The 12,536-nt window shown below is 70.7% G+C and carries 9 protein-coding genes; 2 read left to right on the plus strand and 7 right to left on the minus strand.

The window, feature by feature from the left end; translation table 11 throughout:
- Positions 1-95 precede the first annotated feature (95 nt).
- Complete coding sequence (locus ADK67_RS41535; protein WP_053722093.1) at positions 96-677, minus strand: vWA domain-containing protein; 582 nt, start codon at positions 675-677, stop codon at positions 96-98.
- A gap of 161 nt (positions 678-838) precedes the next feature.
- Here ADK67_RS41535 and ADK67_RS41540 point away from each other — a divergent pair, with 161 nt between their 5' ends.
- The gene (locus tag ADK67_RS41540) at positions 839-3,778 is read left to right on the plus strand and encodes an AfsR/SARP family transcriptional regulator (protein WP_053722094.1); all 2,940 of its coding nucleotides are present in this window, start codon (positions 839-841) and stop codon (positions 3,776-3,778) included.
- A 49-nt stretch (positions 3,779-3,827) separates the two neighbouring features.
- Here ADK67_RS41540 and ADK67_RS41545 read toward each other — a convergent pair whose 3' ends face one another.
- On the minus strand, positions 3,828-5,033 hold the full coding sequence (locus ADK67_RS41545) for a helix-turn-helix domain-containing protein (protein WP_053722095.1): 1,206 nt from the start codon (positions 5,031-5,033) through the stop codon (positions 3,828-3,830).
- Positions 5,034-5,146: 113 nt separating this feature from the next.
- On the minus strand, positions 5,147-5,320 hold the full coding sequence (locus ADK67_RS51760) for a hypothetical protein (protein ID WP_157621487.1): 174 nt from the start codon (positions 5,318-5,320) through the stop codon (positions 5,147-5,149).
- A 246-nt stretch (positions 5,321-5,566) separates the two neighbouring features.
- Between ADK67_RS51760 and ADK67_RS41550 the strand changes: the two genes are divergently transcribed.
- Complete coding sequence (locus ADK67_RS41550; protein WP_053722096.1) at positions 5,567-6,460, plus strand: toll/interleukin-1 receptor domain-containing protein; 894 nt, start codon at positions 5,567-5,569, stop codon at positions 6,458-6,460.
- Positions 6,461-6,529: 69 nt separating this feature from the next.
- Here the strand turns inward: ADK67_RS41550 and ADK67_RS41555 are convergent, their stop codons facing one another.
- Genes ADK67_RS41555 through ADK67_RS41570 form a run of 4 tightly spaced genes read right to left on the minus strand, consistent with a single transcriptional unit; the run spans position 6,530 to position 12,451 of the window.
- On the minus strand, positions 6,530-9,631 hold the full coding sequence (locus tag ADK67_RS41555) for an ATP-binding protein (protein ID WP_053722097.1): 3,102 nt from the start codon (positions 9,629-9,631) through the stop codon (positions 6,530-6,532).
- Positions 9,628-10,188, minus strand: coding sequence for a hypothetical protein (locus ADK67_RS41560; RefSeq protein WP_231648614.1), 561 nt, complete (start codon positions 10,186-10,188; stop codon positions 9,628-9,630). The genes ADK67_RS41555 and ADK67_RS41560 overlap by 4 nt, the downstream gene beginning before the upstream one ends.
- 59 nt (positions 10,189-10,247) lie before the next feature.
- Positions 10,248-11,861, minus strand: coding sequence for a tyrosine-protein kinase family protein (locus tag ADK67_RS41565; RefSeq protein WP_053722099.1), 1,614 nt, complete (start codon positions 11,859-11,861; stop codon positions 10,248-10,250).
- Positions 11,861-12,451 (minus strand): TIR domain-containing protein, encoded by a 591-nt coding sequence (locus ADK67_RS41570; protein ID WP_053722100.1) that lies wholly within the window; start codon positions 12,449-12,451, stop codon positions 11,861-11,863. Before ADK67_RS41570 ends, ADK67_RS41565 begins: the two co-directional genes overlap by 1 nt.
- Positions 12,452-12,536: the final 85 nt, after the last annotated feature.

The raw sequence follows: 12,536 nt of genomic DNA on the forward strand, positions 1-12,536 counted from the left end.
GTCGCGACCAGGTACGACAAACTCGCCGTCCGCTACAAGGCCACCGTCCACATCGCAGCCATCAACATCTGGCTACGCCACATCTGAAACACGCGCTAGACGCGGTCGGGACGCCGGGCCGTGCCGGTCACCGACACCGCCAGCGCCGTGCCGAGGCGGATGCCGTCCTGGCCGAGGAACACGCGGGACGTGCCGATGCGGTCGAGCGTGCCGCGGTCGACCGCGCCGAGGCCGAAGGCGGTCACGGTCGGGCGGGACGGCCAGGCGGGGTCCGCCAGCGCGGCGAACGCCTCGGGCCAGGTCGCCGGGTCGGTCGGCCGCCCGTCGGAGGTGAAGAAGACGACCGGGCGGTGGACCCGGAGGCGGTGCCCCTCCAGGGTGCGGACGTCGTGCGCGATCGTCTCGCGCAGCAACGCGAACGCGGGGCCGAAGTTGGAGCCCGTCCGGGGTCTCGCCCCGCTCAGCTCGGCCAGCTCCGCCGCGGGCCGCAGCGGTTGCAGCACGGCAGGCGCCGCCGCGAACCCGACCACGCACACCCTGACCCGCGCGGCGGCCGACGGGTCGGCGTGCACGGCGCCGCGGAACTCGCGGAGGCCCGCGTTCACCTCGTCGAGGTGGTCGGTCATCGAGAGCGACACGTCGCACACCACGTAGCACGGCAGCACATCGGATCCCATGTGGCTCCTCCACCTCACACCTTTTGCGGACAAGCCGGAGCGTGGCGGGTGTTTGTCTACCGGAGGTGGACCCGAGGCGGATTGCGACACACATCCGGCCGTTCGTGCGACATCCGTCGTAGACATCAGCTCGCGAACCAGGAGGCGGCGTGGAATTTCGGATGCTTGGTCCGTTGGAGGCGTGGCACGGGAGTGCTCGGCTGCCGCTGGGCGACCAGCAGCAGCGGTTCGTGCTCGTGGTGCTCCTGCTGCACGCGAACAGGCCGGTGTCCACCGAGAAGTTGACGGAGATCGTGTGGGGCGGCAACCCGGAGCGCCGCGTCCTCGTGCGCGGCTACATCAACAAGCTGCGCAAGGCGTTCCAGGACGTGGACGACGTGTCGATCGAGACGACGCCGACCGGCTACCTGCTGCGGGTCGACGAGGACCAGGTCGACACGGCCCGGTTCGCCCGGCTGCGCGCGGAAGCGGCGAGCGCGGCGGACGCGGGCGACCGGCGCCGGGCGATCGGGCTGTTACGCGCGGCCGTCGACCTGTGGCGCGGCCGGTTCCTGGAGGACATCGACCACGACCGGATCGGCGGCACCGAGGTGATGTACCCGGACGACGGCTTCTTCGACGCGGTCGGCGACCTGGCCGAGCTGGAGCTGGACGCGGGCGACCACCGGTCGGCGCGGGACCGGCTGCGCCCCGTCGTGCGCACCGACCCGGCCCGGCAGAAGCACGCCGAGCTGCTCATGCGGGCGTTGATCGCGGGCGGAGACCGGGTCGAGGCGGTCCGCGTCTTCCACGGCACCGAGGCGGCGCTCGCCGAGCTCGACATGGAGCCTGGGCCACGGCTGCGCAAGCTGGCCGCGCGGGCCGGGCGAGGTGAGCCGGCCAGTTCCCTGCCGTCGCGGCCCGGCGGGTTCACCGGTCGTGACGCAGAGCTGGCCGCGATCGAAGCCGTGGCGTCGACGCCGGGCGAGCGGCGCGCGGTGTGGGTGAGCGGTGCGCCGGGCGTGGGCAAGACCGGGCTGGCCGTCGAGGCGGCGCACCGGCTGCGGGACCGGTTCCCGGACGGGCAGCTGCTCGTGCGGCTCAACGGGTACACGCCCAACCTGGCGCCGGTGACCGTGTCGGACGCGCTCACGCAGCTCCTGGTCGAGCTGGGCGTGCCGCCGGAGCAGATCCCGGCCTCGGTGAACCGGAAGTTCACGCTGTACCAGACGGAGCTGTACGGCACGCGGACGTTGGTGGTGCTGGACAACGCGCACTCGCCGGAGCAGGTGCGGTCGCTGCTGCCGGAGGCGTCGGGCTGCCTGGCCGTGGTGACCAGCAGGCGGATGGGCGAGCCGGACACCGGCGAGCACGTCCGGCTCCCGCCGTTGCCGCCCGAGGACGCGTTCGCGCTGTTCCGGGCGCTGGCCGGCACGTTGCGGCTGCGCGGCCGGTCGGCCGAGGTGTCCGGGGTGGTCAAGCGGTGCGGGTACCTGCCGATGCCGATCCGGGTCGCGGCGGCGTTGTTCCGCAGGCACGAGCGGTGGCCGCTGGAGCACCTGCTGCGGCAACTGGAGGAGAGCGGGCCGTGGCGCGCGGACACCGACGACGAGGAGGGCACCGCCGCCGTTCGGGTCTCCTACCTGCAGCTGGACGTGCCGCAGCGGGAGGTGTTCCGGCTGCTCGGCCACCTGCCGGGGCCGGATCTCGACGTGGTGGGCGCGGCGGCGCTGGCGGGCCGCGACGTCCCCGGCGTCCGCGCGGTGCTCGACGACCTGCACGAGGTCTGCCTGCTGGAGGAGGTCGCGCCCGAGCGGTACCGGATGCTGGACCCGCTCAAGGAGTTCGCCGCCGCCGAGCCGCCGCCGACCACGCCGACCGAGCACGCGGACGCCCTGCTGCGGCTGCTCGACTTCTACCTCGTCGGGCTGGCGGACGCGGTGGGCGCCGCCTACCCGTTCGACCGCGCGCAACTGCCCGCCGTGCACCGGACCAGCCGCGTCGTCCCGGTCTTCGAGGACAAGGACGACGCGACCGCGTGGATCGCCGCCGAGCTGGACAACCTGGTGGCCGCCGTCCGCTACGCCGCCGACCACGACCTGCCCGGCCACGTGTGGCGGCTGGCCGTGCTGATCTGGCGCCACTTCAACACCACGAACCGGTTCGAGGACTGGGTCGAGACCATGGAGCTGGCGTACGGGGTCGTGTGCGCCGAACCGGACGAGCACTACGGCCGCGCGCACGTGCTGCTCCGGCTGGCCACCGCCTACGACCGGCTCGGCCGGCTCGAGGAAGCGCTCGGCCTGGCCACCCGCGCGTTGGCGGAGTGGCGGCGGTTCGGCGACGTGCTCGGCGAGGCCGTCACGTTGTGCGCGATCGCCGTGCCCCTGATGGAGCTCGGCAGGCACGACGACGCGATCGAGCACTTCGAGGCCGCGCTGGAGAAGTACGAGCGGTGCGGTGACCGGCGCGGCCAGGCGCACGCGTTGAGCATGCTCGGCTACCTCAACGAGGAGCGCGGCAACCTCGACCTGGCGCTGCGACAGCACCTGGCCGCGGTGCCGATGCTGCGCGAGGTCGACCACGTGCAAGGGCTGGCGCACGCGTTGAACAACCTCGGCACGGTGCAGCAGCGGCTCGGCTTGGCGGACGAGGCGCTGGCCTCCCACCTGGAGGCGTACGAGCTGGCCTGCGCGCTCGGCGACGACTGCCTGGCGGCCTACGCGCTGAACTACACCGGCAACGTGCACCGGTCGCAGGGCCGGACGGCCGAGGCCGCGCGGTACCAGGAGCGGGCCAAGGAGGTGGCGGCCGAGGTGTCCGACGCCGACCTGCGCACCCGGCTCTACCTCGACCGCGCCGCGACCGCGCGGGACGGCGGCGACCGGTCGGAGGCGTTGCGCTCCTACCGGGCGGCGCTGGACCTGGCGGTCGGCACCGGCAGCCGCGGCCACGAGGCCCACGCCCACCACGGCGTCGCGCGGGCGTTGCACGCGCTCGGGCAGCACGCCACCGCCGCCGAGCACTGGCGCGCGGCCGAGGCGGGCTTCGTCGCGCTCGGCCAACCCGAGGCGGCCGTGGTCCGGGCCGAGCACGCGGCCCTGACCTGCGCGTGCCGCTGAACCGGTGACCGTGCCCGGCGGGTCGCGACGAACCCGCCGGGCACGCCGGTCAGTACCGCTGCTGCAACACGCGCCGCAGCTCGGGGTAGACCTCCCGGACCGCGCCGTGGTTGCGCCAGCGGGCGAGGGTCCTGGCCAGTTCGCGCAGGTCCGTCCGCACGGTCGCCGAGTCGACCTGCGCCGCGTCGTCGAGCGTGCCGGTCAGCGTCACGCAGCTCTGGTCGACGTCGCCCGCGAGCGCGTGGGCGAGCGACCGGCGCGCGCCGAACCGGGCCCGCGAACGGCGGGCGGTGGGCGGCAGCCCGGCCAGCTCCCGGTCGAGCACCGCCGCCGACTCGGCCGTCCGCCCGAGGTCGCACAACGACCAGCCCCTGGCCAGTTCCGCCGGGTCGGGCGCGGTCGAGCCGAGCACGGGGTAGGCGGCGGTGTCCGAAGTGGACGCGCCGAGGAGGTGGGCGGCACGGTCCAGCGCGCGGTCGAAGGAGCCGCGGTCGCCGGCCAGGGCGTGCCCCTGTGCTTCCCGGCGGGACGCCAGGCCGAGGGTCCGCAGGCTCGCCTGGTCGACCTCCTGCGCCTGCCGGGCCAGGTCAATCGTGCCGATCGCGTCCTGCCGGTAGAGGGCGAGCCCGGCCTCGCGGACGAGCGCGTAGCTCACGATCTCCCGGTCGCCGCCCGCCCGCGCCAGTTCCGAGGCGTGCCGGGTCCACGACAGCGCGCTCTGCTCGTCGCCTGCTTCCTGGTTCATCCACCCCGTGTACTCGGCGATCCGGGCGGCGAGCAGCAGCAGCCGCGTCCTGATCGGCTGGGGGTTCTCGTGCGCGAGCGCGTGCACCGTGCGCACCAGGGCGACCAGCGGTTCGAGGACCACCACGGGGCTCGTCTGCGTGCCGAGGGCGCGCAGGTGCTCGAACGAGGTCCGCATCCCGACGACCACCCGCTCGTCCGGCACCGGCCGCGGCCCACCCCGCAGCGCCAGGCCGAGCACCGTGCCCGTGCCCGCGACCAGCACGTGGCGGCGGTCGAGCCCGGCGTCGGCGATCCGCTCACGCGCCGCGCGGGCCGCCTCGATGAGGGCGCCGCCCGCGTCCAGCACGCCGTCGCACAACCGCGCCATCGTCTCGTGCGGCAGCTTCAGGTCGTTCTCGATCTTGCTGAGATAACCCTTGCTGTAGTGCACGCGCTTGGCCAGCTGACCTATCGACAGACCCGCGGCGACGCGGGATTCACGCAGTAATTCACCAAATGATCCGCTCACGCGAGCCTCCTGATCCGGCTTGAGGTCGAGTACACCACCGCACTCGTTGCGACGCAATCGCCCGGCCGCCCGGGTAATACCCGCGAACGGCCGGGCGCACATTTGCGGCCTGGTCAGCCGTGCCACGGGTTACCGTCGGGGCCGACGGTGACCGTGGTGGGCGGCGGGCACTCGTCGAACGACGAGGCGGCCGCTCCACTCGTCGAGGCGAGCACGGCGACGACGGCGCACAAACCGGCCAGCGACAAACCGGCCTTGGTCACGAAATTGGACGTGATCTTGGACATGGCAAACCCTCCAGGGGAATCCGGTGAATGAATTGGAGGGCATTTATTCCGACTGTTCCGCCCTCACCAACAATGATTCACCGGCGGACCGGGGACGACCAGGTGTTGCCCGTTTCCCGGCGGTGGGGGCAACGGGCAACGGCGGCACATCCACTCCTCGTCCACTTCCGGTCGACACGCGGTCCCGATGCTGTGCCGACCAGGACAACCGGCCGCCAGGCCGGGGTTGAACAGGGAGGTTCGGTCGTGAGCGAGTACGACGTCGCCGTGTCGTTCGCCGAGGAGCAGCGCTCCGCCGTCGAGGAGGTGGTCGAAGCGTTCAAGCAGCGTGGGCTGACCGTGCTGCACGGGCCCGAGCAGAACCACGAGTGGTGGGCACACAAGGAGGGCGGCGACCTGCCGGACGCGCGGGTGCGGTTCTTCGTCCCGTTCGTGTCGGAGGTGGACGACTTCACCACGGCCGCGCTGCGCGCGGTCAAGGCCGGTGACGAGCACGTGCTGCCGGTGCTGCTCGGCGACGTGGCCGTGCCGCCGGACCTGCTGCACCCGCACGTCGCCTACGTGCGCGGCACGGCGCCCGACCAGCTCACCGAGGCGTTGGTCGCCCGGATCGAGGCCGCGGAGGCGGTCGGGCGTGAGCGCGCGCCGGTCACCGAGGTGGTGACCAGGGTCAAGGCGGTCGTCCCGGTGGCGGAGGAGGCGCCGGCGGAGCCGGTCGTGCCCGTCACGTTCAGCCGCTACACCGAGCAGGACGCGACGCTGCGCTACCTGGGCGCGCAGTTCGCCGCGGCGCTGCCGAGCCTGGAGCGGCGCGGGTTCGTCGGCACCGCGCACGTCGGCGAGACGCGGATCGCCGTGCGGGTCGAGCGCGCGGGCGACACCGTGTACGCGCTGGACGTCCAGCGCGGCGGGATCGGCGGCGACGAGACGGTGAACTTCGTGGTCGGCAAGCCGGACGGCACCCTCACCAACGGCTGGGCGCGCCCGGTCTACGACACCGGCGTGGGCGCGGCCGTCCTCGAAGTGCACGACTTCTCGGTGCTCGGCGGCGGTGGCGCGCCCCGCAGCTACCGCCGGGAGGAGCTGTTCAGCGCGCTCTGGCAGCGGATCGACGCGGTGCTCACCTCGACCGTCGCCTGACCGCCCGGCGCTCGACGAGACGCGCTCCCCACCCACCGCGGGCGGGGAGCGCGTCTCGTCGTGCCGGGGTCAGTCCCGACCGTCACGCGCCCGGTCGAGCACCTCTTCCAACCGCAGCGGGCTCGGCGGGTGGTGGCTCAGGCACAGCGGCGTCCGCATCCGGCGGAAGCCGAAGGTCTCGCCCGTGGCGTAGAACTGGCCCCGTTCCAGCCGCGAGATGTCGACGACCGAACTGCCCTTGGCCCTGGCCATCTCGGTCGCCGCGGCGATCTGCGCCGGGCTCTGCAACCTGCCGAAGAACTGCGTCGTCGCGTTGCCGACCACCTGGTTGTGCACCCCCTTCGGCGCCTGGGTCGCCAGCAGCAGGCCCAACCCGTACTTGCGTGCCTGCGAGGCCAGCAGGATCGTGCTCTGCGTGCTCGCCGTCCACCCGCTCGACGGCGCGATCGTCTGCGCCTCGTCCATCACGAGCAGGCCGCCGAGCGGCCGGTCCACCGCCGGGTTGCGCTTGATCCAGGCGAACACCTCCAGCTGGAGCTGGCTGACGAACCCCTGCCTCTGCTCCTCCGACGGCAACCCGACGAAGCTGATCACCGAGATCCGCGCCCGCTTGCCCGGCGTCGGGGTCAGCAGCACCGCCGGGTCCGTCGCCTCGCCCGCACCGCCGAGCAACGGGTCGTTGACCATCGCGGCCCGCAGCGTCTCCGCCAGGTCCGCCGCCGTCGCGCGGGCGGTGCTGAGCTTGCTCAACCCCTCCGGCAGGTCGTCCAGCACGTCGATGAACGCCGACAGGTCCCGCCCGTCCGTGTGGGCGTAGTGCGTCAACGCCTCTTTCAGCACGGCCCGGCCACGGGCCGCGGACTTCGAGTCGCCACCCGCCTTGGCGTGCGGGACGAGACGGGCCAACGCCGCCTCGACCGAGGCCGCGAACTCGTCGACGTCCCCGCGCACCTCGGCGAAGTCCGGCAACGGGTGGAAGCTCAACGGCCGGCCACCGGCGCGACCGGGCGTCCACAGCACCACCTCGGTGTTCTCGAAGTACTCGGCGGCCCTGCCCGCGTCACCGGGCAACCAGTCGCCGGGCGGCTCCGGCCACGCGTCACCCAACCGTGCCAGGTCGTTGTTCGGGTCCAGCACGATCGCCGACACCCCCCGCAGGGCGCACTCCTCGACGATCCGCCGCAACAACACCGTCTTGCCACTGCCGGACCCCGCGAACACGATGGCGTGCTTGCGCAACGACTCCAGCTCGATCCGGATCTCGCCGTCCATGCCGAGCACGATCTCCGTCGGCGACGGCGGCGTGGCGGGTCCCTGCTCCCCCACCGGCGGCGGCCGCGTCTCCTGGTGCCCTGCCGCCGACCGCTCGGACCCGGACCGATCAGCCCCGGGCAGGACCTCCCGCAGGAACGTCGTCCGACTCGCGGGCTTCCGCGCCACCAGCCACGACAGCAACTGGTGCGTCTGCGAGGACAACATCTCCTTGAGCGCGCTGAACGTCCGCAGGTCGTCGTCGGAGATCTCGACCCACCGCCCACCGGCCTGCTCCAGCTCGGCGACCTCGGCCCTGGTCACCTTGCCGGTCCACCCTCCATTGCTGTTGCGGAGCAGGACCAGGTGCCTGTTCTGGGAACCGAAGCGTGCCGCGTCGCGAACCTTCCGCATGCGGTTCAGCACGGAGTTCCCCTGCGCGCTGGCGATCAGCCGGAAACCCCAGCGCTCGTCAGTGTCCAGGTCCTCGTTCACGGTCCGGAGCAGCCGGGCGTGCACATCGCTCCCGCCCTGGAGCTGTTCTGCCTGCCACGCCAGGTCGTCGTTGCCCACCTCGTTGATCCACGACTTCAACCCCGCCGACAGCAGCGCCGGCATCACCTCGTCCTCGTTGTGCCGTTGCAGCGCGGCGGCTGAGATATCCGCCTTCTCCCGCAACCGCTCGAACTCGGCGTCGAACCCCTGGAAGTAGTCCGGCTCCGGCCCGACCACCTCCACCGGGGGGCGCGGCTCGTCAGGTTTCTCGTCAAAGGACGTCAGCTCGCGGATCTCGCCGTTCAGACAAGCCTCGGCGTGCGTGTGAATGCTCCGGAGCAACTGGCGCGGAGTCCGGAAGACCCAACCTTCGGTAAAGGCGCTGTCCGCCACGGGCCAGCTCGGGTGTGGAGGTGTGATGTCATTGCGGCGGTACACCTCCTCCAGCCACCGCTGGACCAGCGCACGCCCGACCGACGGATCGGTGATGGCGCCCAGGATCGCCGTTTCGGCGAACCGGTCCTTCACAGTGTCGCTGGCGACGTCGTGCAGCTTCTTCCACGTATTGGGCAGGCAGGCGACGATCGACAGGGTCCGGCTGGTCTTCTGCCGCAGCTTCATCAATCCGTCGGCGATGAGCGCGAGTTCCCCTTTCAGCTCCGGGCTCGTCACCTTCGTGTCGGTCTCGTCCTGGTCGATGTTGATCAGAGTGTCCAACTGGTCTACCGCGATCACGCACGGGCCGGTCATGGCCAGGACGCGCGAGATGTCCCGCACCAGCGTCTGTGGCTGCTTCGCCCTGGGCAGGAGACCCCACTCACGGCTCCCCTCGGCCAAGCCGAGGAGGTGGGACATCCCGATGTCCGCATGCTCGGAGGCGTAGAGCGCCAACGCCCGGATCGTGTCACCGCACTCGTAGGCGATCCGGCCATCCACCTCTCGCAGGTGGCTGAGGAAGACGTCCAGGTCATGAGGCGTCAACGGTGTCGCGCCCGTGATCGCCCCCGCCACCGTCCCGGACACGCCCGCCGTCTCGCACAGCTGCCGCAACAGCACCGTGAGCTGCAGTTCACCGTCGTCTGTGCTCCGGCGCAGCTCACTGCGCAACGCCTCGGCAACGTCGTTCCAAAATTCGTGCCCTGTAGTCAGCTCGACGAGGAAGAAGTAGCCGCCTTCGCGCTGCACCATGCGGCGGACCGAGCCGAGCAGGTGTGTCTTGCCGACGCCCTTGCGCCCTTGGAGCACCAGGCCGAGAGGGCTGGCGCCGGTGCTTCTCTTGGCATCCGCAATGCCGGCCCGGATTTGTTCTTCGGCTCTATTGTGCAGGCCGTCGACGTGTGACGGCGAGGTCTCCCAGACGTTGTCGCTCGTCTCGGCGGAGATGAAGCGGAGCGTGGCCAGTGCCTTGCGCTGCTGCTCAGTCATGATTCCTCGATCGCCACCAGGTGGTTGTCCTCGCCGGCCACCCGGACCGCGGCGGCGTGGTCGGCGTCGGTCAACACCTTGCGGTTGGAGTCCGGAGCGAGGTGGACTGTGCCGGTCTTCACCATCTCCAGCAGGACCTCGTCCACCTCGGCCTTGTCCGCGCCGTTGAGCTTGGGGCGCAACTTGGCCAACCGCACCCAGTCCTGCGGCTTGACCGACAGCTCCAGGTAGGCGTCCCTGATCACCGACTCCAGGTCATCACCGGCCCGGAAGATGTCGAGGAGGCCGATACCCTTCCTCCGGAGGAGCGGCAAGATGCTCCGCAACATCGAGAACCCCTCGCGGACCAGAGCACCCGCCCCCGCAGGCGGCTCGAGAACGGGTGCCGCACTCTCGCACCAGCGGATGCCTTCTTCGGTGATCCGGTGCACGTACGGCGTGGTATCCGTGTTGGTCTCGAGAAGGCCTGCTTTGATCAACTTGTTTCGTCCGTTGACCGTGAGCTTGACGTTCGCCTTCGTCAGCTCAGTGTTCAGTACGTCCCGGTTCAGCCGCATGAGCATGAACAACGCGGCTTGTTCTTGATTCCCGTACTTCTCCGGCATGGCGCCGCCTTTCAGTTGATGGACGCGTCGATCCGACGGTCGATCCGGTCGAGGAGGGTCTGGATGTCGGTGAGCAGGACGGGAGAGGTGGCGAACCTGCCGCCGTCCGCGTAGGGCTTGGACAGCACGTCGAGGTCCACCGACAGGTCCTGCAACGCGGCCAGGTCGCCGTTGTCGAGTGCGGCGGACATGCCGCGCACGGTTTGCTCGACCAGCGACAACCGCCCGGTGGTGGGCAACCGGTCCGGCACGGTGCGCAGCGCGGACGCCGCGTTCCGCAGCGCTTCCCCGACGCGATCGACCTCACCGGCCGGCGTGCCGTTGATCATGTCGTAGAGGTTGCGCGCCACACCCGGCCCGAACTTCAGGTGGCGCAGGTTGCGCAGGAAGCCGGGCAGGATCTCAGGGTCGGTGCCGCCGGTCAGCACGCAGAACAGCCGGCGCTGACCGCCGTCCGGGCCGATCGTGTGCCGCAGGAAGCGCTCCACCTCGGTGACCTGCCACCGGCTCAAGCTGCCGTCCACGACCAGGCACAGGTGTTCGGCGAGTTCACTGGTCTTGTCGAGGATCTCCAGGTCACCGGACGACGACCGCTCGACCCGCAAACCGAGGACCCGCAACTCCTTGATCAGCTGGTCCGCGGTGCGCAACGCGGATCGCGGACTGGACACCAGCAGGTCCAGGGCGAAGTCCCGACGGCGGTCACGTGCCGCCGCCACGTAGGCGTCCCGGTTGTCGGCGAGCAGGTCGGTGCGGTCGAACTGCTGCGCGAGCACGGCCGCCACCGTCTCCAGCGCGAACGAGACCTGGCCCGCCGAGGGGACCTTCTCCTGCAACACCGACAACTGCTCGCCGAAGCTCCAGTGGGAGACGTAGGGAACCGTGAAGTGTCGCAGTGCCAGGTCCTCCGGCATACCCTTGACCAGCCAGTTGCCGAACAGCGGCGCGACAACCTCGGCGCACCGGCGTTGCCACCGCTCCGCCTGCTCGTACTCCACCCGGTTGTCCAGCCGCGACAGGATCGGCAGCACGAGGTGTCGCGGCCGGTCGTAGGGCAGGCGGTCCCGGGCGTCGTCGGCGCGGCGCACGACGTCCACGACGTCCTTGAGGTTCTGCTCGTTGGCGGTGAACAGGACGGCCAGCCGGTCGGGCAGCTGCGCCGTGCAGATCCCGGCGATGTCCGAGATACCGGTCCGGCTGTCGATCAGCACGAAGTCGTAGTCCTCGATCCACTGATCCCGGCAGCGCTCCAGGAAGGCGGCGAACCCGCGCCGGTAGAGGTCCTCCCAGTCGATGGCCTGCATCCGCTCCATGTACGAGCCGTCGTCCCGGCCCGCCGCCAACAGCGCGAGGGTGTTGCCCTCGACTTCCAGGCGGACCGCGTGCGGCCGGGGGTTCTCCGCTCCCGCGAGGAAGTCGTGGGCGAGGTCGATCACGCCGCCTTCGGGCTCTTCGGGCATCACCGACTTGAAGTAGTGGTGCAGGCCGGGAGCTTCGAGGTCCCAGTCGAGGGCGAGCACGCGGTAGCCCCAACGGGCCAGCAGCACCGCGACGTTGGCGAGCGTGAAGCTGCGCCCCACACCGCCCTTGTAGGAGTAGAACGTGATGACCGTCCCGGTCCTCATCAGAACCTCGGCATCGGAACCGGCGGAGGGAGCACGGGATTGGGCGGATCCACGTCCGGCCAGTCGGGCCGCCAAGGCGGCACCTGCTTGAGCAGGTCGACCAGGTCGGCCGCGACCCTGTTGACCTCGCGGTGGAAGTAGACGAACTCGCGGGTCTCCTGGTACGGCGGATCCGGGTTGGCGAATTCCTTGAAGTTCTGCCAGGACCGCTCCTTCCCCTCGGGCGGGAAGTTGTCGGAGTCCGAGTAGAGGATGGGGTAGACCAGCCCCATCGGCTGACCTGGATTGGCCATTCCCAGCACTTTTTCCCTTTCCAGCATGCTGTACCACTCGGCCATGCACCACCTCGACTCGAAGTAGTGCGGCGTCAGCAACTGGATCATGATCTTGCTGTGCCGCAGGGCGTGCTGCAGACTGGACGGCCAGTGCACGGCACGTGCCATTTCCCGGTCGACGTACACCTTGGGCGTCGGCGCCAACTGGTCGGCCAAGCACTCCAGGAGCTTCTGGTGAAAGTGGTTCAGCAGCCATTTCTGGACACTGCCGCGACGGGCGTAGCTGATGAAGAAATCGAACTTGTAGCCGGACACGCCGCAGATGATATGCACCGGTTGCGCGCGAAAAACAGACAAAAAAGTGGGCAATCAGGTCCGTACGGGCCAAAAAGTGGACAAA

Origin of the sequence: Saccharothrix sp. NRRL B-16348, from assembly GCF_001280085.1 — a bacterium.
Lineage (GTDB): Bacteria > Actinomycetota > Actinomycetes > Mycobacteriales > Pseudonocardiaceae > Actinosynnema.

Bases quoted from the DNA above. Each gene is read 5' to 3' on its own strand.
- ADK67_RS41540 (WP_053722094.1), top strand. From the start codon at position 839: ATGCTTGGTCCGTTGGAGGCGTGGCACGGGAGTGCTCGGCTGCCGCTG.
- ADK67_RS51760 (WP_157621487.1), bottom strand. From the start codon at position 5,320: ATGTCCAAGATCACGTCCAATTTCGTGACCAAGGCCGGTTTGTCGCTG.
- ADK67_RS41565 (WP_053722099.1), bottom strand. From the start codon at position 11,861: ATGAGGACCGGGACGGTCATCACGTTCTACTCCTACAAGGGCGGTGTG.
- ADK67_RS41560 (WP_231648614.1), bottom strand. From the start codon at position 10,188: ATGCGGCTGAACCGGGACGTACTGAACACTGAGCTGACGAAGGCGAAC.
- ADK67_RS41535 (WP_053722093.1), bottom strand. From the start codon at position 677: ATGGGATCCGATGTGCTGCCGTGCTACGTGGTGTGCGACGTGTCGCTC.
- ADK67_RS41555 (WP_053722097.1), bottom strand. From the start codon at position 9,631: ATGACTGAGCAGCAGCGCAAGGCACTGGCCACGCTCCGCTTCATCTCC.